Raw genomic sequence first — 25,250 nt, 5'->3', positions numbered from 1 at the left:
CAGAGAAGGAGAATAAATATGACAGAAGTTTTAGTGAAAGATTTATTCGGTAAAACGCATTTTGCCGAAAACGAAGAAGTTGTCTTGCACGGCTGGGTCAAAACGGTCCGGGGCTCCAAGCGAGTCGGCTTTATCGAATTGAGCGACGGCTCGACCATCAAGAACGCACAAATCGTGATGAAGAGTGACATCGACAACTACGCCGAATGGACGAAGTTGCCCCTGAGCTCAACTATCAAGGTCGTGGGGACGGTCGTTTACACGCCAGAAGCCAAGCAACCACTGGAAGTTCACGCCAAGGAAATCGTCTTAGAAGGGGCTTCTGACAACGATTACCCGTTGCAAAAGAAGAAGCACTCCTATGAATATTTGCGGACCATGGCCCACTTGCGGCCACGGACCAACACGTTCTATGCGGTCTTCCGGATTCGGTCATTGGCAGCCTTTGCCATTCACCAATACCTGCAAGAACACGGCTTCACCTACGTTAACACGCCAATCATCACCAGTAGTGATAGCGAAGGGGCCGGGGAAATGTTCCGGGTCACAACGTTAGATATGAACAACTTACCCAAGACGGATGATGGCAAGGTCGATGACCACGCGGACTTCTTCAAGAAGGAGACCAACTTGACGGTTAGTGGCCAACTGCCTGTCGAAGCCTTTGCACTGGCTTTACGTGACGTTTACACGTTTGGTCCCGCTTTCCGGGCTGAAAACTCACATACGGCCCGCCATGCGTCCGAATTCTGGATGATTGAACCAGAAATGGCGTTCGCTGATTTACAAGACACCATCAACGAAGCGGAAGCCCTCTTGAAGTACGTCGTGGCTTACCTGCTGGAACACGCCAAGGACGAATTGGACTTCTTGAACGGGGCCGTGGATGACGACTTGTTGAACCGGCTCCACCAAACCTGCGACGAGAAATTCGCCCAGATTACCTACACGCAAGCAATTGAAGAGTTAAAGAAGGCACCGGTCGACTTCGATGTACCCGTTTACTGGGGATTGGATCTGCAGGCGGAACACGAACGTTACCTCTGCGAACAGATCTACAAGCGGCCAACCTTCCTGACGGACTACCCGAAGGAAATCAAGGCCTTCTACATGCGCGATAACGCGGATGGCAAGACGGTCGCCGCCGCTGACTTGTTGGTCCCACGGATCGGGGAACTGATCGGTGGAAGCCAACGGGAAGAACGGCAAGCCGAATTGGCTCAAAAGATCAAGGATTACAACCTGCCACCAGAAGAATACCAGTGGTACCTTGACCTGCGGAAGTACGGCGAAACGCCACACTCCGGCTACGGTATCGGGTTCGAACGGTTATTGATGTACGTCACGGGGATGGAAAACATCCGCGACGTAATCCCTTACCCACGGACACCAGGTAACGCTGAATTCTAATGACCAGATAAAAGGGCGCTCACCCGCATCGGATTAGCTGATGCGGGTGGGCGCTTTTTTGCTTGGCAATTCCTAACTGAAGGTTGAAAGATAAATATCAGCTAGAGACATTGTCACCACGCGACTAATGGCGTAAAAATTAGGTGTTTATAGCTTCACAGTGCGGACTGGTTGCCTACCGTCCGCCAACTATGGGTTGGAACGCGGTGGGCGGACCGGACCGAGCCTGAAAAGCGGTCTCGGCCTCGCTTTGAGCCGATGGCCCGCGTCTCAAAGACGCCAGTTGTCTAAGCGGAATGAATCGTGCCGCTTAGACAACTTCCACGGCTGAACCCATATTTGGCGGAATCTCTGGCTGACGCAGGCACCTGGCTTCACTAATTTTAGTGGACAGAACTCTGTCGTTCCGGGAATTACCACGTTAATGCTACTTTCAACCTTTGGTCCCAAATAAAATAGAGCCAGGGCAAGCCCGGCTCTAAGGTAAGCAGTCATTTTCAAGTGGTGTAGTCTAGCTAACGTTGCCAGTGTTTTAATTACTCAGTTGCCATCGCCAGCCAGTCCTCGTTTGAGATAAAGTCCTGGGGCTTGAGTGGTGAAACTTCTTTGTCAGTCAAATGGTTCAACTCGTCAGCGAATTTAGTGGCCACGGTCTTGGTGAACTCGGGTTGGGTCACGTTGAAATAAACCTTGTATTTCCGTGGATTACTCAGTGGGTGCCAGTGACCTTGCCAGAAGCTTAGAAAGGCAATCAGCTGGTGATCGATGTTCGGCGTGAAAAAGATTATCGTCTTTGGCCGACATTGCCGATAGGGTGATTCGTTAAAGGCAGCAATGAGGTCAACGGAAAACAGCTCAAAACCATACTTTTCAGCAATCTTTTTCATTGCGTGGGCTAAATATTTGGTGTTCTGGAATTCAGTTTTCATTTTACACGAAAGGACCGGTGCGCCCGGGCCTCTCTCTCCCCCTTTTGATGACAACGTTAACGATATCTACGTGTTTAGCCTATCGTAAATGCTAGGAGGGGTGTTAGTGTTATTACTGGGTTTGTACTAGTAATTAACGATTTGAACAATGATTGTAAAGAACCAAATCACTGAGGATAGGTATTGGCTGTAATTCTTTTCGGTGAAATAATATCATGGTGTAATACTAAACCAGTGAAGTTAGTTAAGGAGTTAACAAAGGAGGTTAGTGAACGGTCGCTGTAGGCGGCATAGGTAGCTTTGGCGGACGCGATCTCTCCGAGCCTGGAACTAGGGCAGTGGCCAACGCTTAGCATTGGAAAATGGCCAAAAGTGGGGGTGGTCTGCCGTAAATTTAAGCAAAATAAAAATGCCGGCAAGCCGACATTTTCTTTGGGGTTATTAAACTCGTTGCTGTTGCGCAATGGAGCTGGCGGGGATCGAACCCGCGTCCTAGCATATTGCCAACTCAACGTCTACACGCATAGGCAGACTATTTAAAGTTTCACTGAATAACTTGCCGCCTGTCAGGGCCCACATACTCAGCTAACCTGATTCATCTCTTCTAACGTACTTCAGGTGGGAGTCGTTAGCGTAAGCCCGTTAAAGTTAGGACCCAGATCTAGACCGCGGGCAAGCCTAGGAGGATCTACGTTAAGCGCCTATTAAGCAGCTAAAGCGTAAGAAGTTTTATTATTGTTTGCAGTTATTAATAAACTGGACCTTTTTACGTAGATGCCGCTACGACGCGCAGTCAAGCTTCAACCCATACCAGTCGAATCCAGAACAGCCCCATATTTGTTACTGATACAGTGTAACATATCTCAGGCTTTCTGCAAAACATTTGCTTAACCGCCAAGAATTTAAGCCCGGCTGCAGGTAGTCAGTATAGTATAATAGAAAGTAGAACCTGACTATGGGGCAGCGCTGAGTGAACGCACCCGTGGCAAGTTTGTTAGGTTAGTGGTAAATTAAGGTTGACGTTCCGTCGAATGGCCGTTGGGGGGGAACTAGGTAGCCACAACGGCACTGATTGAAAAGAACCGATTGTCACGACTTCTGGACACCAGCGAAAAGTTACAGAAACTTCATAGTTCTGTCACCGCCAGTTCCGTTTCCCTTGGTAGGTTTAAGACAACTATGACCCACAAACTTTTTGCCGGCTCCGAAAATAACGAAACGTGAATCTGTGGAGGTAGCAATGAAGTTATTAATGATTGAAGACAACCATTCTGTATCGCAAATGATGTCAATGTTTTTTAAAAAAGAAAAATGGGACGCGCACTTTGCCTATGATGGCAATGAAGCCATGGAAATGTTCTCCGCGACCCCCAATGATTGGGATATGATCACGCTGGACTTGAACCTACCCGGGATGGACGGTATGCAAGTCAGTGCCGAGATTCGTAAGCTGTCGCCGACCGTGCCCATCATCATGTTAACGGCCAGAGATTCTGAAAGCGACCAAGTGTTGGGATTGGAAATGGGGGCTGACGATTACGTCACCAAGCCATTTAGTCCCATCACCTTGATTGCCCGGATCAAGGCCTTACACCGGCGCGCCGAACTCGGGCCGATTTCCAAGTCTAACGAGCAAGATGCCTTGAACGACACTGAGGCGTTTGACGTGGTCACGGAGAACTTCAAGCTGAACACCAAGACCCGGGAGGCCTACCTGAACGACCGGCAGATTCAAGACCTGACGCCTAAAGAGTTCGATTTGCTCAAGACGCTGGCCCAAAAGCCGCGGCAGGTCTTCTCCCGTGAGCAGTTACTCCAACTGGTCTGGGACTACGAGTACTACGGTGACGAGCGAACAGTGGACGCCCACATCAAGAAGTTGCGGCAGAAGATTGAAAAGGTTGGCCCTCAGATCATCCAAACCGTTTGGGGGGTGGGTTATAAATTTGATGATAGTGGAGCAGATCAGCAATGAAACTAATGTATCAACAGATGTTAGGATTCTTTGCGGCGATTATGATTATTCTGGTGATTATGGGGGTATCCTATTCACAGATGACCCGCCACATGGTGTACAGTAACACCTGGAATTCCCTGGAAAAGTATTCAAACAGTCTCATCGAACAGTCGCTGCGCATTAGTTCACAGAAGCCTAATACGGTTCAGTTTGATACAAATTCGCTGGAGAGTAGTGAGCAGCTGCTGCAAAACCAAGCCATTAGCACCACCATTTACAGTGCGACCAACAAAATCGTGTTTCCGGCCAACGTGTACCAACAGGCAATCGACCAGTCAGATTGGCAAAAATTAAAGAAAAACCAAATCATTCACAAGGTCGTTGACCGGCGGGTGCGGAACAAAAATGGCCGGGTCAGTCCCGCCATGACCGAAGTGATGAAGCCTTACTTTTATAATCACAAACTAGTCGCGGTCGTGGTGATGGGGGCCTTCGTTTCCGATATCAATACCAATGTTAATCAGATCAATCACAATCTAATGAAGGCGTTGCTGGTGTCCTTCCTAGTGGCGGTCGTGGCCAGTTACATCTTGGCGCGGTACTACACGTCGCGGATCAACCGGCTGCGGAAGGCGACGAATCAAGTGGCCAAGGGTAATTACGATATCCAAATGGCCAGTCGGGACCGCGATGAAATCGATGACCTGATCAATGATTTCAACGGCATGGCCCATTCGTTAAAGGAATCACAAGAAGAGATTCAGCGTCAAGAAGAGCGGCGGCGTGAATTCATGGCCAACGCGTCTCACGAAATGCGGACCCCGCTGACGACCATCAATGGCTTGTTAGAGGGCTTAGCGTACGATGCCATCCCCGAGGAGAGCAAGGAAGAAAGTATCGACTTGATGCGTAGCGAGACCAGTCGGCTGATTCGGTTGGTCAATGAGAACCTGGATTACGAAAAGATTCGCTCCAACCAAATCGCCTTGAACCTGCATGAATTCAATGCGGTCGATGCGCTGCATAACATCGTTGAACAGCTGAAACAAAAGGCCGACGACTCTGGCGACACACTGGAGTTACAGGCCCCTAAAGAAATCGACGTGTACGCCGATTACGACCGCTTTGTCCAAATCATGTTCAACATTACGCAAAACGCCATCCAATTTACCCAGCAAGGCCAAATTACCTTGTCCGCGCAACGGGGGTATGAGGAAACCATCGTTAAGGTCGCCGATACCGGGATGGGGATGAGTGATGAGCAGCTGCAAAACATTTGGGAACGGTATTACAAGGCGGACCCCTCCCGGAAGAACACCAAATACGGCGAATCCGGCTTAGGCCTATCCATTGTCCACCAATTGGTTCAGCTCCATCACGGTAAGATCAGCGTCACCAGTAAGGAAGGCGTCGGTACAACGTTTACGGTCATCTTCCCCGACCAGCACCAAACCAATTCTCAACGGGCTAAACCAGTGGAATAGGCCGCGTATTTGCCGCCGCAGATTGGCCAAACAGTAAGGCGGCCAACCACAAGCCAATCGTCAGCAATTAAAGTGTCACTTTTACAGCAAAGTTGGTCCTTAAACATGGTACAATGGGAGGACCACTTAAGGAGGAAACTTTTGAAACGAGTACAAATTATCGGGAAGTCCGTTCGTAAATTTGAGGATGGCTATCCTATCGTGTCTTTAACTGACTTAGAGAACCGCAATGATTTTGAAAATGGGGCCTGGGTCCAATTGGAAAACCACGGCCACTTTGCGGCGACGGCTTACTTTGCTAAGCAACACCGCGGCATTGGGTACATCCTGAGCTTGCGGGAAAATGAACCCATCGACGAGCGCTTCTTTGCGGCCAAATTCCGGTCCGCAGTGGGGCGGCGGATGGCGTTTGCTGACCAGTCAGCCTACCGCCTGTTCAACGGGACCGCGGATGGCCTAGGTGGCTTAACCGTGGACGTTTTCAACGGCATCTACGTTTTCCGGTGGGAGAACACGGCGTTGAAGCAACAAGCGCGCCTGATCTACGCTGGGTTTGAACGGGCCGTGGGCAAGGGCAAGACGGTCGTAGCCGTGACACCGGGCCAAGAAAAGGCGCAGCTGATCACGGGCACCTTGCCCGATCAACCAATGCCAGTCTTGGAAAATGGGGTCACTTACCCGGTTGACTTGACCGTGGGCCGCGCCCAATTGGCCTTGGAATTCCGACAGATTCGAGACTGGGTCAAGCAGACCAGTAAGCAAAAGAAAGTCTTGAACCTGTTCAGTGCGGAAACGGGGATCGTCACGGCAGCCATGGTCGGCGGCGCAACGGAAGCCGTTACCGTAGACCCGACTAACCGGGCCACGACGGCCTTGCAAGCGCAATTGGCCGCCAACAACTTGGAACAAGCGCCCGTAGAAATGCGGACCATGGACGTTGCCAATTACTTGGACTACGCACAAAAGCACGGCTTGACCTTCGATACGATTGCCATCAATCCGCCAGCCTTCATCCGGGGCAAGAAGCACGCCTTCACCCTGGAACAGGACTTGCCAGCATTGCTGGAACAAGCCTTCGCGGTCGCCAAGACGGGGACCAAGATTCTGGTCACGACGACGGCGCCCAGCTATTCACTGAAGCATTTGCAACAAACAGTTAACACTGCGGTCGAAAATTATACCGGTCATGTAACAGCTTTCAATAACTTCTTATCACCAGATGATTTTCTCACCAACGTTGCAGACCGCCAGAGTGAAGCATTAAAGGGTTTACTGTTGTCGGTTGATTAATGAAAACGATTGAAAACACAAGCAAGAAAGACCACTCGGTAGGATAGACCACTGACCGAATGGCCTTTTTTTGTGCAATAATGGTTTACTTTTAGAAAAGAAACATTTAAACTTACTATTGCAATTTAAAAAGCGCTTACAGAGAGATTGTCAGAAATGAAACGAGAGTTGAGGTTTGCATTATGGGTATATTATTAGCTTTAATCCCAGCGGTATGTTGGGGTAGTATTGGGTTGATCAGTGGCCGTTTGGGCGGGACGTCTTACCAGCAAACGCTGGGGATGACCGCGGGGGCCGTTTTGTTCGGGCTCTTCTCATTGGTCTACTTCCACAGTGCCTTAACGGGCATGTCAATGTTGGTCGGGGTTGCTTCCGGACTCTGCTGGGCAGTGGGTCAGTTTGAACAGTTCCAATCCATGAAGTTCATCGGGATTTCACGGACAGTGCCGATTTCGACCGGGTTACAACTGGTTGGGACGGCGTTGGCCGGCGTTCTGCTGTTCCACGAATGGAAGACCAGCAAGATGGTCACGATGGGGACCATCGCCGTGATCGTTTTGATTATCGGGGCAGCCTTGACTTCCTTACGAGACAAGCGCGCCGCAGCCGGTACTAGTCAACCGGTCGAAGCCGGCAAGGGGACCGTGGCCATCGTGATTTCCACGATTGGGTACGTCCTCTACACCGTCATCGTGACGGCATCTGGTCTGGATTCCAAGACCATTATCTTCCCGCAATCCTTGGGGATGGTCTTAGGGGCCTTGATCTTCGTGATGTTCTCCCGGCAAAAGGTGTGGCACAAGGCCACGGCCAAGAACATCATGACTGGTTTGGTCTGGGGCATTGGGAACTTCTTTATGTTCATGTCCATTCCAACGGTCGGCCTGGCGATCAGCTACTCCCTGGCACAATGTGGGATTGTCATTTCCACCTTCGGGAGCATCTGGTTACTGGGTGAAAAGAAGACCAGTCGCGAAATGGTCTACATCACCATCGGTTCACTTTTAGTGGTCGTTGGTGGGGTGACCCTTGGTTTAATGAAATAGTTATAATGGACGGCTAACGTGGGTTGGCCGCCCTTTTTATTTTCTAAAAAATCGTGGACTAGACCATTTACATTTGGGGGGAATGCGTTATAATGGACTAGTCAATAACAATAAAAGTGAGGTTATCTGAATATGGCACATATCGCCTTTGATCGTTCCAAACTTGATCCGTTTATTCATGACAATGAATTGGGAGAAATGCAAGCACTCGTGACCGCTGCGGATGCAGAATTACGTCAGGGTACCGGGGCCGGTAGCGACTTCCGTGACTGGTTGGCGTTGCCCCACGATTATGATCAAGCTGAATTTGCCCGCATTAAAGCGGCAGCTAAGAAGATTCGGTCTGATTCCGAAGTCTTGATCGTGATTGGTATCGGGGGGTCTTACCTCGGTGCCAAGATGGCCGTGGACTTCTTACACGACACCTTCTTCAACTACCTGCCAGCTGAAAAGCGTCAGGGACCTCAAGTCTTCTTCGCCGGGAACTCTATCAGCCCGGATTACGTGCATGACCTGATCAACTTGATTGGCGACCGGGACTTCTCCGTCAACGTCATCTCAAAGTCTGGGACCACGACGGAACCTTCCATCGCCTTCCGGATCTTCAAGGACATGTTGATCAAGAAGTACGGAGCAGACGGTGCTAAGAGCCGAATCTACGCCACGACCGACAAGCAACGTGGGGCTTTGAAGACCGAAGCCGACGCTGCTGGCTACGAAACGTTCGTCATTCCTGACGGCGTCGGCGGGCGTTACTCCGTCTTGACGGCCGTTGGGCTGTTGCCAATCGCCGCTTCTGGTGCGGATATTAACGAATTGATGAAGGGGGCTGCCGACGCCCAAGACGCCTACACCAACCCGGATTTGACCAAGAACGAAGCTTACCAATACGCCGCTTTGCGGAACATCTTATACCGCAAGGGTTACACGACGGAATTGCTGGAAAACTACGAACCACGCCTGCAGTACTTCGCTGAATGGTGGAAGCAATTGATGGGTGAGTCCGAAGGGAAAGACCAAAAGGGAATCTACCCATCTTCCGCGAACTTCAGTACCGACTTGCACTCCTTGGGCCAATACATCCAAGAAGGCCGCCGGAACTTGATGGAAACGGTCATCACAGTCGACAAGCCACAAAATGACGTTGACGTGCCAAGCGAAGACGATGACTTGGACGGCTTGAAGTACTTGGAAGGCAAGCAAATGAGCTTTGTCAACACCAAGGCATACCAAGGGGTCGTTTTGGCCCACACCGATGGGGGCGTACCAAACATGAGCGTCCACATCCCTGACCAAACGCCTTACACGTTGGGTTACCTGATTTACTTCTTTGAAGTGGCTGTGGCCATCTCTGGTTACCTGAACGGGATCAACCCATTCAACCAACCTGGGGTCGAAGCCTACAAGACCAACATGTTTGCCCTGTTAGGCAAGCCTGGTTTTGAAAAGTTAGGTAAGGAATTAAACGCCCGGCTTTAAAACTTAAATGAAACGACTGAACGCCCAACTGGGGGACCCCTGGTTGGGCGTTTTATATTGCGTCTAAGCAACGATTATAACCAGAAATGGTTAGTCTAACAACATCTGTGCAACAACAATATATTGCAAGTGTTAATGTTTTGCTACAGTCACGTTACAGTCTGTAAAGTCAGGTTACAAATGGTCGTCATCCCTTGTCGGTGCTTACTGGTCTCGGTATAGTGAGGAAGTAAGCGGTCGGTTCCTTGGGGTAAGGAGCCGACCATCTCAATTAGGTAAGGGGAGATTTTTTTTGAAACGGTCGCGGGGTATGTATCTGATCTATACGGGCTGTTTTCTGATACTCGTCGGAATGGTCTATGGTATTTTTCTATTGACGGGTAAGTCGTTCATCTGGGAAGGTGACGGCCTGGCGCAGCACTATCCGGTTTTAGTAAAGTTTTACACGTGGTTGCATCACGGCGGCCTGACGGGCTGGTCGTGGGACCTTGGATTAGGCGCGGACAAGTTGACGACCTTTTCTTACTACGTGTTGGGAGACCCGTTCAGCTACTTGATTGGCCTGTTTCCCAAGCGCCATCTGGAAATGGGGTACAACCTGCTGATTTTACTGCGGCTGTACGCCAGCGGACTGGCCTTCCTATTCTTTACCCGGCAACGGTCGTTTCGGCCGCTGAGCGCGTTATTAGGGACCCTAGCGTACACGTTTACCGGCTACAGTCTCTACGTTAGCATTCGGCACCCGTTTTTCTTGTTGCCGATGAGCTTATTTCCATTGCTGGCTTACGGTATCGACCACGTTTACCGGGGCCGGTCGTGGGTCCCACTGGCCGTCGTCACGGGACTAGCGCTCGTCAGCAATTTTTACTTTGCTTACGTCCTGGCGATTGGTAGCCTGGTGTACGCGGTCTTGCGCTACTTGCGTTTGCGCCGTGAGCAGACCTTGCCGCTGGGCCGGCTCAGCTGGCGCTTGATTGGTGCGGGGCTGACGGGTTTCTTGCTGGCGGGTATCCTGTTGATTCCGTCCTTACTGGGCGTGTTGTCCTCGACGCGAGCCGGTGGGCAATTTGCCAACGGTTACGGGCTGTTTCCCGTGAGCTACTACTTGCGGCTACCCAACGCGCTGGTCACGACCGGCAATCCCATGCGGTTTTGGGTCAACCTGGGCGTGGCGGGCCTGACGTTTTTAGGCATCGTCTACGTGCTCCGGCATTTCCGGCGCTACCTGTGGCTAAATGTCAGCCTGGTGCTGCTGGGCGTGGGGACGCTCCTACCGGCAGTGCCGGCGCTGATGAACGGTGGGACCACGCCGTCACAACGTTGGCTGTTGCTGGCCGCCTTGCCGTTTGGCTTGGCGACGATGACGTTGCTGGATCACCTGGACAGCTTGACGCGCGCGGATCTACGGGTGTTGTGCTGGAGTGTGGTGGGGCTTCTGGTCGCCATTTGGGCGGCTAACGGCTTTATTTACAGCAATCATCCGCATGATTTCATCATTTACGGACTCCTACTCTTGACGCTGGGGGCCTTGTTGTGGGGCACCTGGGGACACTGGTCGTCGCGGCAATGGGCCCGCGTGCTGGTGCCATTGTTGGGGCTGAACATCGTGGTCAACGGCTACGGTTACTTCAATCCTAACGCCGGCGGGGCCAGTCAGCAGTTGTTGCCGCGCGGCGTGGCCAGCAAGTACCAACGCGAGATGCTGGATGGCGCGGAAACGGCGGTCAAGAACCAGCGGGGATTCAGCCGTTCGGCCACCAGTAAATATTATAATTACAGTAATGAAGCGAAGACCAACCTGGGGATGAACCTGGGCGTCCACGATATCATGAGCTATTTCTCCGTGCAAAATGCCGCGGTCGGCGATTTCAGCCAGGCACTGGGCAATTCGCAATTTAAAATGAATAAGCCCATTAACCAGGCCGATAGCCGGACCACGCTGAACAATCTGTTAGGCGTGCGCACGATTTTTGCCCGCAGTAATCAGCGGGGGATGCAAGCCTTACCGGCAGGGTATCGGCCGGCCAAGCGCCACGGTAAGGTGGTCAAGTTCCGTGATCGACCGGTCCATGGCTTGGGCAATAACTACGCCACGACCGTACTACAGTCGGCCAATGCGTTGCCGCTGGCTTATCTGCAGCAGCGACGGTTGACGCCCACCCAATTTGACCGGCTCAACGGTATCGACCGGGAACAGGCGCTGACGACGGGGGCTTTGGTCGGCGGTCAGGTCGCGGGCGTGCCCGCAGCCACCTATCACAGTCGGTCCCGGCGGATTGCTTATACGGCGACCACCGATGACCAAACGGTGCTGGATAGTTTGCACCAAGTGGTCAAGTACCGGCAACAAGGGAACCGACTGCTACCAGCAGAGCTGTTGCCCCAACGCCCGTCGTTGCGCAAGTACAATCCGGACCGTTCCGTGAACATTCACAACGATCAGGCGCGGCTCAAACGATTGACCCGGGAGAATCGGCGAATCGTCCAGCGAAACCAAGCACGAAATCGTGCGGGCGTGCGCCAGTTGATCAGTGACAATCAAAATCAGCCGCTAGCAGTCGACCTGCACGTCACGACGCCCAAGCAGACGCGTAAGACCGAGCTTTATTTGGAACTAACAGGCATTCAAACGCAGGACTTCAGTGTGGCCGACAAGTATCGCGGCTCTCAGAATACCCAGGCGTTTAAGAACCAGGCGTTCACGGGTATCGCGCGGTTGAACCGGTTGCGCAATGCCCTGTGGAACGTGGGGGATGGTGCCTACACGATGACCGTGGGAAGCAAGCAAAACGTGACGAGCTTCAGTCAGTTGGGGCAGGGCAACTTGTCGGATTTCCAGCCGAAGCACCGGGTACTATTGAACCTGGGCTACACGGCCCAGCCCCGCAAGACGATTCACCTGACGTTTAAGGGCGTCAAGCAATTGTCGTTCAAATCGGCCAAGCTGATTGCCGTGCCGTTCGGTCAGTCGTACCACCGTCACATGACTCAGCTCAAACAAAATGGGTTGCGGCATTTGCGGGTCACGGACAACCGGGTGACCGGGGTCGCTACGGCATCGCAGCCCACGGTCTTGACCACGTCGATTCCGTATTCGAAGGGCTGGCAGTTGACGGTTGACGGCCAGCCGACGCCGGTGAAAAAGGTTAACGTCGGCTTCATTGGTGCGCGCTTAGCCGCGGGCCAGCACCGTATCCGGCTGACCTACCGCACACCGGGGTTACGCCTGGGAAGCTGGTTGACGGGGCTGGGATTTATGGTCTTGGTGATCACAGGCCTCTGGACTTGGTACCGACGAAAAAATTAAAGCATGATCGTCTATTCAGCAGGTAATTTGGCTGGATAGGCGATTTTTTTGCGAAAAAAAACGATTTTTAGGCAAAAATATTTTTCAAGTGTCATAGTGTGTCACCCTCATAGTGTATGATTTAGATTGTTTAGGGGGAACCGGTCAGCTACTCGTGAGTGATAGGGCTAGTGAGCCGAGGATACCGTAACAAGGCGGCAGTGGGTGAGACTACTGTCCGCTAGAAGGAGGAATTTACATATGAAGTTGAGGCAAATCGTAAGCGGTTTACTGGTAGCAGTGACGCTCGGCGGGGTGGTCGTGGCGAGTCCTGGGACCGTGGCGCAAGCAAAGAAAAAAGTCGTCACGACGACGCAAAGTGTAGTCGATGGCAAGACAGTTTACACCTATAATGGCCAAAATTACACGCCGCGGCAGGCTGCTAAGCTGGGACTTATTACCAAAAATGGTGTCAAGGAGAACCGGTGGGCCTACAAGCTGACTAACGTGAAAGCTAAGCGCAGTAAATCCGGTAAGACCCTGAAGATTTCTGGCAAGCTGGTGGTCACCAACATTCCAATCAGTGTGTTCACGCCAGCTAAGCAGGTGCAAATCATCACCAAAAACGGCCTCAAGCACGCCAAGCTGACCAAGAAGCTGACATTTAAGAAGACGTTCAAAATCAAAAAGAAGGTCAAGAAGGTTACGCTGCGGGCCGGATACACCGGTAAGACTAGGCTGAAGGCCTTTAACGTGTTGTCGGCGGATAAGAGTTTTAAGGTAACGAAGTAGTTTAAGGAGGCAGAACATGTCATCTTTGAAAAAGAAATTTTTGTTGTGTTTGGCAGTCATCATTGGCTTTGGTTGCTTAGGTGTTGGGTCAATTAGTGCTCAGGCCAAGGCGAAGCCAGGATTTCCGCGAAAAACAATCACTTATCACATTAACTCGACGGGAAGCTACTATCGGAGTGTGTGGCGTAAGGCGGTTAAGGACTGGAATAAGTTGAAGATTGTGAAGTTGGTCAAGACTGGCCGGGCTTCTGATGCAGATTTGATTTTGACGACGACTAAGAATGTGGGGTTTAAAAGTTATTCTGATTCTGGAAGTCCCTATGACTATGGAAAAGGGCATTTTGTTACGAAAGAAGGAGAAGATGGCACCCTTACTCAAACTCAGGATTGGGGCTATTCGCTGCGACTATCTCGAAAGCTGATGAAGCGCATGTATTTTGACAAGACTGAGCGGAGCGGCTGGGCAGAAACGGCAATCGGCGATATGTTGGGCCTGAACTGGACCAAGCACTATGATAGCGTTATGAACAATACATCATTTAAATCTGATAAACCCACGAAGTATGACAAGAAGAATCTCAAAAAATTATACAAGAACATACCGTTCTAGATAGGACTGAAAATCATGAAAAAATTATTCAAAGCAAGTCTCATTGCCGCATTAAGTTTTGTATTAGTCGCCCCAAGCCTGACCACACCAGCTAGTGCCAAGAGTAAGGTCAAGGTCATTTCGACTAGCAAGGTGGCGCACAAGACGTATCACGGCAAGCACGGGAACATCTACAGCAGTGCCAAGCTGACCCACCGTAAATACAAGATGAGCAAGTACCGCTACACGACTTGGACGGCGACGAAGAAGGCCGTTATCAAGAATCATGGTAAGAAGGCGACCCTGGCTTACATCAAGTCCGGGAAGAAGGCCGGTTGGATCTACAAAAAGTATTTGACGGCTGGGAAGGCACCGTTTAATAAGCAAAAGCGGTTGTATAATACTTATTCTGCTTATATGAAGGCTTTGATGCAGGCTAGTGCTGGGAGTCAGAGAACACCTAATAGAGATGATGGGTATGAGGGCATGGCCGATTCAATTTCAGATAATTTCGGAAATGTATACTACGACTACAGCGATAGTGATGTTCAGAAGGACGCCACGAAAGATAAAAATGCACTGGTAAAAATCTACGGCGTGTTTAAGAATCGTTTCTCAGGTTCTCGGCGTTCTGACATGGATGCAATGGCGAAGGAATTAGATAATATGCAAGTTACGATGGATAATTTAGATCAATTCTCTTCCAACGAGGAAACGTTTGCGCAGACGTTGAGTACCGCTGTGCGTGACTTGAGCTAGTTAATTGTTACAAAATTAAAGGAGACAGCCCACATGAAACTAATGAAAATCTTTAGCGCCGTCATGGTCGCAACTACCCTGGGTGCAGCGGTGACCGTTGTAACGCCGAGCGTGACGGCGGATGCCAAGGCAAAGAAGTCATTGAAGACCTTTCCCAAGTCTTTGCGGCGGACCTGGTACCACTATGAGAAAAATGGTAAAGGTAAATTGGTCTACAGTAAGCTGAAGATTTCGGCCAAGAAGATTGTGAGCAACTGGAATGGTTATGATACTAGTAAGGTTTTTACGACAAAGTCTAATTTGCATCAATACAATCCGGCTAAGAAATTACAAAAGGGCAAGGATAACTGGATCTTTGCTTACAAGTCCGGTGCCAAGACGCGGCTTGATTCCTGGAATCCGGAGTTCCCGAAAGACATGACTTATAAGCGCTCCCGGGAACAATACAAGGTTGTAACGGCTAAGGTCAATGGTAAGAAGGTCAAGGTTTTGCATGACACTATTTTGCCGTCCCTTCCCCAAAATACTATGTACTACTACACCAGTAAGAAACTAGCCAAGCAGACCAACCCCAAGGGGCACAATTACGCTGACCACTACGGCGCCAAGTAATCCCCATTGCCACATCCCCACGGGTGTGGCAATGCCGAAAGCAGCTAACCAGCTGACTTCACTGAGGATGTGATGGCGGTCGGTCTTTCCACACAAAAGTTCCCTGACCGCTTGACCTCATTTCCCGAAGCTTAGATCCCCCCATTCGGGAGCAGAAAACCACGCGCAAACACTTGCCTGAAGAGGCGGGGTGTTGCGCGTGATTTTTGTGGTTGATCTGAATTAAGAAGCCGCTGCGGCCGAGCTAGCGATAACCGTGAAATGGGTAATCACAAACTGATGGCGTTGGTTGTCATGGCCAAAGAGGGCCACACGAGCACCACTGGTGGCTTGGTAGAGAAAATTAAGCCCGTGCTGATGAATCAGGCAGTTGTGCACCTGGTCCGCGTCATCAGTGACCTTGACGAAGATAAGCAGGGGATTCAGCTTGAGTACTTTGGGGTCGCTAGCGATGGTGCCGTTGATGGCAAGTTCTTTCATGGTTATCACCTCAGTAGTATTATACGAACAAACGTTCGATAACGCAAGCGGAAATTTGCTGTGTGAGGTGAAAAAAAGCGTGTAGATGACGTCAACCCCCGTAAAATTAGCGTCTAAGCCCTCTGAAAGAAGTTTCTGGGCAGATGGGCCTCGACTTCGGTAGACGAGCCTTCAGAGCTTATAATAATCTTGAAGTTACTCCGTTGGACGCACAGGACTTTAGGAGGTCTATCATGGCTAGTATCCAAAAATATCACGATAAACATGGTCACACACGCTATAAGGTCCAAGTTTACTTGGGCATCGACCCAGTGACGAGAAAGCCGCGGCGGACCACACGTCGTGGCTTGAAGACCAGACAGGAAGCGCGCTCGATTGGTGATCGGTTGCTGGGCACGACGACCGGGAAACCTTCTCATGAGCAGGATAAAGCGACTTTTAGGGATGTTTATCTGCGCTGGTTTCCTCTCTACCAGAACACGGTCAAGGAGAGCACGTGGGCGACTACCAAGCGGTTATTTCGGCTCCACATTTTGCCGGTACTGGGAAATGACCGCATCACGCAGATTGGCGTTCTGGACTGTCAAGATGCCATTAATAGCTGGTTTGCCGCGGGGCTGACGAAATACCACACGCTCCTGAACTATACCGCCAGCGTGTTGAATTTCGCTATTACCCTGCAGCTGATCACCGACAACCCAGCGAAACACGTCATCGTGCCCGTGAACAAGGATAATCGGGCGCGTGAAAATCTGGCAAATTATTTCGACCGGGCTGAACTCAAACACTTCTTCGATTGCCTGAACGAAGACGACAATGACCCGCAAGCCAACGTATTCTTCCGTTTGGCAGCCTTCAGTGGGATGCGCAAATCAGAAATGCTGTGTCTGCAATGGTCGGATATTGATTTTGCCAAGAACACGGTGACCGTTTCGAAGACGCAATCTCGGGGGGACAACGCCCGCTTGCTGGTCCAATCACCAAAGACGCTGCGCAGTAACCGCACCGTTTACCTGGATGCCAAGACCGGCCAAATCTTGCGACAGTGGCAGCTTGACCAACAGCAATGGTTAGCTGGGGGTGACAGTGATGGGAGCCAACTGGTCTTTGCCAACGAGAAAAACGAGATGTGCCAGCCGACGAAGCCAAGAAAATGGTTGGAGCACACGCTTAAGAAATATGGGCTGAAGCACATTACCATGCACGCCTTTCGCCACACCTACGCCACGCTGGCCTTTGAAGCGGGAGCGTCCATCAAATCAGTCCAGGATCAGCTCGGCCACGCGAGTTACCAAACGACGCTGGACCTCTATACCGCCGTGACGGCGAAGGAGAAAAATGAGGCGACAGAAAAATTGGCCAACTATTTGAATTTCTAAACGGGTGAGGTTAAAAAAGTGACTACCAGTTATGGGCCGTTGACAGTCACTGGGGAGGGCATTGCTGACAAAAAGAAAAGCCATCATAGCGGGCTTTGTCAGCTCCTATAATGACTTTTTTAAACTCTGTGATTGGGTATACTGGGCTCGAACCAGTAAATTACGGATTCAGAGTCCGCTGCCTTACCAATTTGGCGAATACCCAATAAGGTTACACGTTGCGTAAACAACTATTTAATAGTAACTTGTTCCGCTTTTGGTGTCAACCGATTTTGCCGAAAAAAGACGAATTCCTGTATGAATTCCCATTTCTGTGTAAATTTATTCATTCAAGGATTGACAATTTTAGGAGAATAGCGTAAATTAGATACTGCTAGTTGATAGTATTGCCCGCTGGTCAAACTGGTTTAAGACGTCGCCCTCTCAAGGCGGAGTTACGGGTTCGAGCCCCGTGCGGGTGATAAGTGGTCCACAAACGTTGGTAAAACAGCGTTTGTGGACTTTTTTTGTTGCGCACAAAAAGGAAAAGCAATTGGCGGGTAAAAGCTTGTGGACTAGACCAATTCTAAAGGGCCCCGATTGTATTGACAACTAGGAAGTCGGTTGCATATTTCTGAGCTAGATTTTTCGTGGGACCTGCATCTAGGGGATGGCGCATCAATAGGAAATGTGCCAGCGAGAGATACCGTTCAATGGTCTAATTAAACAGTGTTACATAAATGAATTCTTGTGAATAAAACTGTGATTAATACCGCAAGCCGGCGCTTACTATTAGTGAAGAACAAAATACAGATTGAATTGCCTCAATCCCTGTCACAAAGGCGTTCTTAAAAAATAACAGGCCATTTACAAATCCATTGACATTTAAACTTACAATCCCGCACGGTTGATGGTATACTATATTTATTAGGACAGTTAAATATTTCAATAAACATAGATTGTGGGCCTACTGGTAAGTTCACTGAAAATACAGACGTCAATTGAATGTCTTTAGTGGACCACAATCAATTAGCTAATTGACTACTAGCTAGTATCAATGATGACAAAGTTGAGGATGAAAAGTCCATTATCTTTGGACAGGGGGTTACTTAGAATGAAGAAAGGAATATTGGCAGCGCTAACAACGGCGGCGGTGGCCGGACTAGGGCTGTGGTTGAGTGCGCCGGGGTACGCTGCTGAGTCAACGTATAACAGCTATAGTGAAGCATTGGCAGGGGCACCACAGGGGGTTGATTTAAGCTCGGATGAGTATAAAGACTATTTTTGGAATGAAGATAATGGCGTGGCCACGGGTGGTAATATGGCCGGCATAGTTGACGCTGGTAGCCCGTCTGGGGCGAAAAATTCTGCGATTCGAATTTCTAAGGCCAGCCAACAAGACAGTTGGGGGGCGATTTGGTCGGAGAAAACCGTCTTTGACCTCTCGAAGCCGGAGACTGTTTCCATGTGGATTTACGCTAGTACCGAACAACAATATCTCCAGAAGAAGTGGGGTATAGGCGATGGTATGGCCTTCGTTTTGCAGAACTCCAAAGATGGTGTCAATGCCTTTTCTAAAGCGATAACTCAGGATAAAAATAAAAATGATGTTGTGACACCCGGTGTTGGTGAAAGCATGGGCGTTTGGGGAATGGATCCTGAGGACTGGCATAAGACTGATTTGGCAGGCAACGCCATAGACCATAGTTGGGCTTTGGAATTCGATACGTTTGTTAATAATTACAATCCACCCGAAAAAATTTTGGCTCAACCTCAATGGGATCTTGATGAATCAGCGCCATCTTCATTTGATTTAGGGAATTATTATAATAATTTTGATTCAAAGGGTGATCCAACTGGTACGGCGGGTACAATCAATGCGCAGGACAATCACATTGCATCGAACTACCCTGGAGATTCAAGTACGTACACAGGTGTTGCTCGGGATGGTTATAAGACAAATATCTGGGGGCTGGTATCGGCCTTGGTACCTATTCCGCTTTGGTATACGTCGAAGTATACCAGTTCATCGTATTATTTCTATAAGATGACGCATCTAGGCTACCTAGACGAAGGAAAAAATGCTGATGCGAACACGGATAAGATGACGGATCACCGGTGGCACCACGTCACTTTAACCTACACACCACCAACAGATGGCGGCAGTATTGGAGAAATGACGTATGTGTACGATGATAAAAATTCTGATACTGGTCAACCTAAGACGCCGGCTAATAAGGCAACAGTTCCGCTTAAACTAGATGAATTCAAGCAGGACGGACAGGATGATTGGGACAAAAAAGTTCGTTGGGGCTTCACTGGTTCTACGGGTACCAGTACGGAAAATAACTTAGTCGTCTTTGATCAAGTGCCTGGTGATGTCGAGAACAGTGCGAAGGCGACGCTCAGCACGCAGGATAACGACGCAGACACCTACTCGCCGGTTGATACCAGTTCAACACCGACAATTTTTGGCGGAATGCCGGTTAAATTAGATTATACATTCAAACGAGATGGTGGTACGAAGGACTGGAAAGACATTAATGCTTCGTTGAATGTTCCCAAGAGTATTACTCTGAGCTCTGGAAGTATTACCAATCCTGATAATTCCACTAGCAAGGTGGATATTTCTAAACGGGAGGGGACAACTCTTCCTGTTAGCTTAGGCAGTGATGGCCAAGGGCTCACCTTGACTGGTTCAGATGAAGCGCACATTACCCTGTATGGGACCGTTGGGACTTCAGCGGCAACTGAGGCGGAAGCGACCAGCTATTTCAATGGGTCTAATGCCTCGGCTACCGCCAAGTTACCTGCGTTTAACGTAAAAGCCTCCGACCTAACGATGACAATTGCTCCGGAAGAAAGTACCACCAGTGTTGACTACGGAGACTCCAAACAGCCTGCTGAAATTGTGGGACAGGCTAAATACCCTTATGGTCCTGCTTATGGGGCTGCTGCGATGAGTCCCGAAGATATCGTTGTCCACCTGAAAGTCAACGGCCATAGCCAGGGATCTAAGGCGTTACCGAATATTCTAGTGAACCGCGGTAGTGATCCATTTGTCTTCCAGTATGAGGTTGATAACAGCCTGCTCAAGAAAGGTGCGAATACCATCACCCTTTACAGCACTAGTAAATCTGAACCTGACGAAAGATCTAATGAGGATTCAACGACCGTCACTGCTGGCTCCTTGGGTTACGGCGATACCAGTGGTAATCTGGTATTTGCGCCCACCGTGCTAAGCGGGACCACGACGACTATTGAACGTGCAAACGATTGGTCATTTTACATTGATGATTCTCGTCAAAGCGGTGACTGGTACCTGTCTGCTAGGACGACGGGGATGACCCTTGATACGGCTGTGGATACGCGACTGGATGGCAACCTCATCTATGTTGGTAGCGATGGGACAACCCAAACGCTAAATGCCGATGACACGACTTTGATCGACTCTGGCAAGGCCGACGGAACTGACAAGAAAACAAACATTGCCAGTGATTGGGGCCCCAAACAAGGGATCCTACTGAGGGTCAATGGCAGTGCGATGCAAGGCGACTACTCTGGCGAAATTATCTGGAATTTGTCGAATGCACCAAGTTAAAAATGATGCCCAAATAATGTTCTCCTAAAACTTACTAGGAGAGCATTATTTTTTACTGTCCAAGGTAACCTTGGCGTGAAATGGCCGGATTGCCTGCGGTCGTGACCGTAACGCTGCGTCCCAAGCAAGGTCCAGGGCAGTCACGTCAGACACCTCATTTAAGCGGGGTACAAGAAAATAAATATTACCCGCAGTCCGGATCCCCTGGTTCAAGTCACCCGCGAAGACATCACTGTTGGAGCGGTCCGCAATCAGGCGTTGGCCGTCATTGAGTGTCAACATTTTGGCGGCGGGATAGGTCTGGATATTGGCGCCCGCGTGAATCTTCATGTGGACGCGAATGATGCCGGTGATGGTGAGCGGTCCGTCGTTACTGGGGATGCGGTAGGGGCGCTGGGTGCGGTAGACCGTGACTTGGTCGATGGCAAACGTCGTGTGGGCCCACCGACTGTTATGGTAGGCCATGGGGTAAGTCCGTTGGTTCGCCAGTGAAAGGTGGTGGCGTCCCAGTGTCAGTTGATTGGCGGCAGTCAGGGACTGCTGTTCGCCGTTGAGTGCGGCAATGCCCACGAAGTTGAAGCTGATGGCATACAACAGTGTGCCACCGATAAAAATTAGCCAGTTGCGTGCTCGTATGCCGTGTAGTGAGTTGGTGGTAACCGGTGCGGGGGGCCTTGACTCGGACCGAGCAGTTGGACCACCACGATTCCCCAACCGATGATGGGCAAGGCCAGTCACCATAACCAGCGGCCGGTCCGCTGGCGGTCATGCAGACGTTGGCGGGTGACGGCCAACGTGGCCAGAGTACAGCTAACTAATCCCCCAGCAACGACCAACAGTAACAGTGTTTTCTCAGGATTAAAGTGGGCGGGGTGTAAGCGAAACGCCGGGTACTGCAGGACCGTACTCATCAGCGTGCTCAGTAGGCCGACCGTCAACAACGTAAGCACACCCATACGCCGCCAGTAAACACCGCGACTGAGCGGACCGTGAGACGTGAACCAGGTCAGGCGCCGGGTGCCACAGCTTGGGCATTGTGCGTGAAATGAAGGGAGCTTTTGCCCGCAATGGGAACAGCGGTGCTGAAAAAATGACCAGTGCAGGGGGAACGCCTCCTAAGTAGACTCATGATTAGCCAGTCTAGCTGACTACAAAACTTTTTTTGATAAGTAAAAGACTACCAGAGATTGTGACCCAGCACAACCTATTAGTAGTCTTTAAAATAAATAATATTATTAATAAAAAGTATTGCAAAAATTATAACTGGAACAGGTGAGGCTTGCCGTAATACCAGCCTTGGCGGAGGTCGATTTCTAGGCCATTAGCCATCTGGTCCTCGTCAGCGTTTTCCACACCTTCAAGGATCAAGCGCAACTTGTAGTCTTGCGCGACTTTTTTCCAAAAGATCAGGTTATCGGGAATCTCAGCGGCACGACCCTCGGCCCGGAAATTTTGCATGGCGAATTTGATTTCGCTGGCGTAGGGCAGAATCGGCTTGATGTGGTCAAAAGTATTGATACCGGTCCCAATATCATCTAGACTAAGTTGAATCCCGTGGTCGTCAAAAAAATGAACTTGATCGATAATATCCTGATTCGAGACCGCGGTATCCGTTTCTTCTTCGGTCACTTCGAGAATCAGTTTCACGGGATAGATTTGTTGCTGAGCGGTCACAATCGCCTGGGCAATCGTGCAGTCGATAAACTGCCGTTGGTTGACGTTGTAAGAAACCGAGCCAATCTTCAGTCGCAACTTTTGCGCCGTCCGTTTGATTAAGTCCGCTTGGATGTCAATCGGAATCGACTCAAAATCTTTGGGCAGGACCCATTTGTCGTCGACTTGCTGGCGAATGAGCATTTCGTAGCCAATCAGCGAGTTGTTTGAGACATCTAACTGGGGCTGTAGAAAATAACGGTACATGTCGAATGGTTCCTCCTTTCAAGTGTCTGCTCCCATCATACTTTATTTTAACGAATACGGATAGTATAAATGACCAGAAATTTGGGAGTGGAGGGAAATAGCAAAGTGGCGAACCGTTCAGCCCGTGACACACTATTTTATATAAATAGTTATGGTTTTATTATATGAAATGTTTTATAGTGGGTGTTAGAGTAAATTAATGCGTTATACTAATACCTGAATTAAAGAACCAATTGCTGGATTAATTCTTAAATCACTGAACAAGGAGATCGATTCCATGTCATGGACAATGTGGTTAGTACCGCCCATCATCACCAGTATTTTCTTCACCCTGGGAATCATCACCCTGTACTGGTCGATTTTTACTTGGGTCACGGCCAAGGCTGAATCCAGTCGGCGACCGTATAATATCAAACGGGTCCAGGTCATCGTTGGGACTACCTGCGCGGTGGTGTCCGTCTTCGCCCTACAGCTGATTGTGCGGGATAGTCATCTGTCTTGGACATTTACCAACTTTCAACTGCTACTGTTGATTTTTGTGGCGTACTTTTTGGCGTTAAAGATTCCCAACTGGCTGATTTTGCTGGCGGGGGTGGGGTTCATGCTACTAAACGGCAACGTGACCGCCGTCTTGTCTTGGGGGTACACCTTCGTCTACGTGCTGTTCTACTGGCTATCTTACCAGCAAAGCACCCATCTTTGGCGAGCCCCGTACACCCGCTACATCTCGGTTGCCGCGGTATTTGGTCTCGTTTTGTGGCTGTTCGTTAAGACGCGCTTTCAATTGCCATGGACGACTTACTGGACTGAAATTGGCGACTACCTGGTCTTGGCGAGTCTGATGTATGGTTACTTCAAGATTCAAGACAAGGACCGGCGCATCAAGGACCGCTTATTCCAGTCTGCCAATTGGGATGCCCTGACGCACGTGCAAAATTACGCGGCGTATGACCGGGCCGTGAGCTTTCATTTCCATCAAAGCGCTGCGCATCAACGTAATCTGGGGATGATCATGTTTGACATCGACCATTTCAAGCACATCAACGATACCTATGGCCATTTGGCCGGCGACGAGGTGCTCAAGCAAGTCGCCAGTACTGTTACTACAATCTTGAAGCCGTTCGGGAGCGACGTTATCTTGTACCGTACCGGGGGCGAGGAGTTCAATATCTTACTGCCTGACCGCGACTTAAATCGGGCGCGACCAATCGCCCAGGAAGTATTTGATGCGGTTAAAGGGTTAACGACGACTTACAATGGGCAAGACTTAAACGTCACCATCTCCGTGGGGGTGTCCGTTCTGCATGAACGCGACCGTAACCCGCTGGACTTCTACAAGCGCGTCGATGCCAACCTGTACCACTCCAAGCAAACCGGGCGGCACCGCATTACGGCTAGCTAGTAGTATCCGCCTACCATGGTGGTCGGTTAGCTGCCGAGCCGACTGATCATCTGCTTGGGGAAAAGGCATCGAGTAATAAGTCACTAGTAACTATGAGGAACGGCGCCGATTGGTGGTCGTTCCTTCTGTTTATAAATTTTTAAATATTAAATCCGTGTCCCCGCTGAAAAAAGCGTGTAGAATACAGGTTAACCGGGGGATTTCCCGGGCAGAATGGAGCGATCATCGTGATTTTATTACTATTGTTATTGTTGCTGCTCTTTCCATTGTTGCGATTGGTCTTCGGCTTGGCCGGCTGGTTGCTGGGAATCGTGGGCACGCTGATTATTGGGGCCATCGTTCTGGTGGCGTTTGCCGCGCTCTTTCGCTTCTTTATTGTGGCGGTGCTGGTCATCGGTGGCGGTATCTGGGCGTCTCACGCCATCTTTAGCTAAACACGTTGCGACCGCAACTTCATAAATGATAAACGAAACGGGCAACCCACCACTGGGCTGCCCGTTTTTAAGTCATCATTCAAAAGACATTTCCACCAAGTACATGTGCTCAGTGGGGATATAGCTAGTGGTGATCCAGACTTCGCGGTAGTCCTCTTTGGAACTGCGCGTGCGGTCGAAGAAGTCGTTTAACAGCTCACCGTTTTTAGCTAAAAAGTCATCGTCCATCCGATTGACCAACAGGTGGCCAACGGGGAAGTAGAGTTCCTGATTCGCTACCGGCACCGAGTCGGGGACGCCAATCGCGATGACGTTGCTATTGCGCTGTTGGATAAAGCGGACCTGATCTTGATGACGGTGGATATAGGTTAAGACGTTATAGATTGAATCTGAGTTGCTCGCCATGCTCTTACTCCCTTCAG

The 25,250-nt window shown here is 50.1% G+C and carries 21 protein-coding genes, 2 tRNA genes and 1 other RNA gene; 16 read left to right on the top strand and 8 right to left on the bottom strand.

Annotated features, from left to right (window positions below):
* Window positions 1-18 precede the first annotated feature (18 nt).
* Complete coding sequence (gene asnS / locus EKM83_RS04360; RefSeq protein WP_125575407.1) at window positions 19-1,410, top strand: asparagine--tRNA ligase; 1,392 nt, start codon at window positions 19-21, stop codon at window positions 1,408-1,410.
* A 536-nt stretch (window positions 1,411-1,946) separates the two neighbouring features.
* Here asnS and EKM83_RS04355 read toward each other — a convergent pair.
* The gene (locus tag EKM83_RS04355) at window positions 1,947-2,297 is read right to left on the bottom strand and encodes a hypothetical protein (RefSeq protein ID WP_125575406.1); all 351 of its coding nucleotides are present in this window, start codon (window positions 2,295-2,297) and stop codon (window positions 1,947-1,949) included.
* Between the two features lie 503 nt (window positions 2,298-2,800).
* Window positions 2,801-3,172: a transfer-messenger RNA gene (ssrA, locus tag EKM83_RS04350) on the bottom strand.
* A 407-nt stretch (window positions 3,173-3,579) separates the two neighbouring features.
* Between ssrA and EKM83_RS04345 the strand changes: the two genes are divergently transcribed.
* The 10 genes from EKM83_RS04345 to EKM83_RS04300 all read left to right on the top strand — a co-directional run bounded on the left by EKM83_RS04345 (window position 3,580) and on the right by EKM83_RS04300 (window position 15,633).
* Entirely contained in the window at window positions 3,580-4,314 is a 735-nt protein-coding gene (locus tag EKM83_RS04345; protein ID WP_125575405.1) for a response regulator transcription factor, read from the top strand.
* Entirely contained in the window at window positions 4,311-5,780 is a 1,470-nt protein-coding gene (locus EKM83_RS04340; RefSeq protein ID WP_125575404.1) for a sensor histidine kinase, read from the top strand. Before EKM83_RS04345 ends, EKM83_RS04340 begins: the two co-directional genes overlap by 4 nt.
* 141 nt (window positions 5,781-5,921) lie before the next feature.
* A complete protein-coding gene (locus EKM83_RS04335; protein WP_125575403.1) occupies window positions 5,922-7,070 on the top strand; it encodes a class I SAM-dependent methyltransferase in 1,149 nt (382 codons plus the stop codon).
* A 182-nt stretch (window positions 7,071-7,252) separates the two neighbouring features.
* Complete coding sequence (locus tag EKM83_RS04330; protein WP_125575402.1) at window positions 7,253-8,116, top strand: GRP family sugar transporter; 864 nt, start codon at window positions 7,253-7,255, stop codon at window positions 8,114-8,116.
* A 132-nt stretch (window positions 8,117-8,248) separates the two neighbouring features.
* Window positions 8,249-9,595, top strand: coding sequence for a glucose-6-phosphate isomerase (locus EKM83_RS04325; RefSeq protein ID WP_125575401.1), 1,347 nt, complete (start codon window positions 8,249-8,251; stop codon window positions 9,593-9,595).
* A 292-nt stretch (window positions 9,596-9,887) separates the two neighbouring features.
* Window positions 9,888-12,902: a YfhO family protein gene (locus tag EKM83_RS04320; protein WP_125575400.1), complete on the top strand. Its 3,015-nt coding sequence runs from the start codon at window positions 9,888-9,890 to the stop codon at window positions 12,900-12,902.
* A 240-nt stretch (window positions 12,903-13,142) separates the two neighbouring features.
* Complete coding sequence (locus tag EKM83_RS04315) at window positions 13,143-13,673, top strand: hypothetical protein (RefSeq protein ID WP_125575399.1); 531 nt, start codon at window positions 13,143-13,145, stop codon at window positions 13,671-13,673.
* A gap of 16 nt (window positions 13,674-13,689) precedes the next feature.
* The gene (locus EKM83_RS04310) at window positions 13,690-14,283 is read left to right on the top strand and encodes a hypothetical protein (RefSeq protein WP_125575398.1); all 594 of its coding nucleotides are present in this window, start codon (window positions 13,690-13,692) and stop codon (window positions 14,281-14,283) included.
* A 15-nt stretch (window positions 14,284-14,298) separates the two neighbouring features.
* On the top strand, window positions 14,299-15,021 hold the full coding sequence (locus EKM83_RS04305) for a hypothetical protein (RefSeq protein WP_125575397.1): 723 nt from the start codon (window positions 14,299-14,301) through the stop codon (window positions 15,019-15,021).
* Between the two features lie 33 nt (window positions 15,022-15,054).
* Entirely contained in the window at window positions 15,055-15,633 is a 579-nt protein-coding gene (locus tag EKM83_RS04300; RefSeq protein ID WP_125575396.1) for a hypothetical protein, read from the top strand.
* A 222-nt stretch (window positions 15,634-15,855) separates the two neighbouring features.
* On the opposite strand, the gene EKM83_RS04295 is transcribed toward EKM83_RS04300, so the two are convergent.
* Window positions 15,856-16,113: a hypothetical protein gene (locus EKM83_RS04295; protein WP_125575395.1), complete on the bottom strand. Its 258-nt coding sequence runs from the start codon at window positions 16,111-16,113 to the stop codon at window positions 15,856-15,858.
* A gap of 233 nt (window positions 16,114-16,346) precedes the next feature.
* Here EKM83_RS04295 and EKM83_RS04290 point away from each other — a divergent pair, with 233 nt between their 5' ends.
* Window positions 16,347-17,492, top strand: coding sequence for a tyrosine-type recombinase/integrase (locus EKM83_RS04290; protein WP_125575394.1), 1,146 nt, complete (start codon window positions 16,347-16,349; stop codon window positions 17,490-17,492).
* Window positions 17,493-17,624: 132 nt separating this feature from the next.
* On the opposite strand, the gene EKM83_RS04285 is transcribed toward EKM83_RS04290, so the two are convergent.
* Window positions 17,625-17,697, bottom strand: a tRNA-Gln gene (locus EKM83_RS04285).
* A gap of 182 nt (window positions 17,698-17,879) precedes the next feature.
* Here EKM83_RS04285 and EKM83_RS04280 point away from each other — a divergent pair.
* Window positions 17,880-17,953 (top strand) — tRNA-Glu (locus EKM83_RS04280).
* A gap of 632 nt (window positions 17,954-18,585) precedes the next feature.
* Window positions 18,586-21,072: an L-type lectin family protein gene (locus EKM83_RS04275; RefSeq protein ID WP_125575393.1), complete on the top strand. Its 2,487-nt coding sequence runs from the start codon at window positions 18,586-18,588 to the stop codon at window positions 21,070-21,072.
* A 45-nt stretch (window positions 21,073-21,117) separates the two neighbouring features.
* On the opposite strand, the gene EKM83_RS04270 is transcribed toward EKM83_RS04275, so the two are convergent.
* The 3 genes from EKM83_RS04270 to EKM83_RS04260 form a co-directional block, all read right to left on the bottom strand.
* Window positions 21,118-21,666, bottom strand: coding sequence for a hypothetical protein (locus tag EKM83_RS04270; protein ID WP_125575392.1), 549 nt, complete (start codon window positions 21,664-21,666; stop codon window positions 21,118-21,120).
* Between the two features lie 140 nt (window positions 21,667-21,806).
* A complete protein-coding gene (locus EKM83_RS04265; protein WP_404819584.1) occupies window positions 21,807-22,082 on the bottom strand; it encodes a DUF805 domain-containing protein in 276 nt (91 codons plus the stop codon).
* Window positions 22,083-22,329: 247 nt separating this feature from the next.
* A complete protein-coding gene (locus tag EKM83_RS04260) occupies window positions 22,330-22,992 on the bottom strand; it encodes an EAL domain-containing protein (RefSeq protein ID WP_125575390.1) in 663 nt (220 codons plus the stop codon).
* Window positions 22,993-23,269: 277 nt separating this feature from the next.
* Between EKM83_RS04260 and EKM83_RS04255 the strand changes: the two genes are divergently transcribed.
* Both EKM83_RS04255 and EKM83_RS04250 read left to right on the top strand, forming a co-directional pair.
* On the top strand, window positions 23,270-24,394 hold the full coding sequence (locus EKM83_RS04255; RefSeq protein WP_125575389.1) for a GGDEF domain-containing protein: 1,125 nt from the start codon (window positions 23,270-23,272) through the stop codon (window positions 24,392-24,394).
* Window positions 24,395-24,621: 227 nt separating this feature from the next.
* Window positions 24,622-24,828: a hypothetical protein gene (locus EKM83_RS04250; RefSeq protein WP_125575388.1), complete on the top strand. Its 207-nt coding sequence runs from the start codon at window positions 24,622-24,624 to the stop codon at window positions 24,826-24,828.
* 75 nt (window positions 24,829-24,903) lie between these two features.
* Here the strand turns inward: EKM83_RS04250 and EKM83_RS04245 are convergent, their stop codons facing one another.
* Complete coding sequence (locus EKM83_RS04245; protein WP_125575387.1) at window positions 24,904-25,233, bottom strand: hypothetical protein; 330 nt, start codon at window positions 25,231-25,233, stop codon at window positions 24,904-24,906.
* Window positions 25,234-25,250 lie beyond the last annotated feature (17 nt).

It is taken from the genome of Levilactobacillus angrenensis (assembly GCF_003946085.1).
Lineage (GTDB): Bacteria > Bacillota > Bacilli > Lactobacillales > Lactobacillaceae > Levilactobacillus > Levilactobacillus angrenensis.
This window is presented reverse-complemented; position numbering and strand designations above follow the sequence as displayed.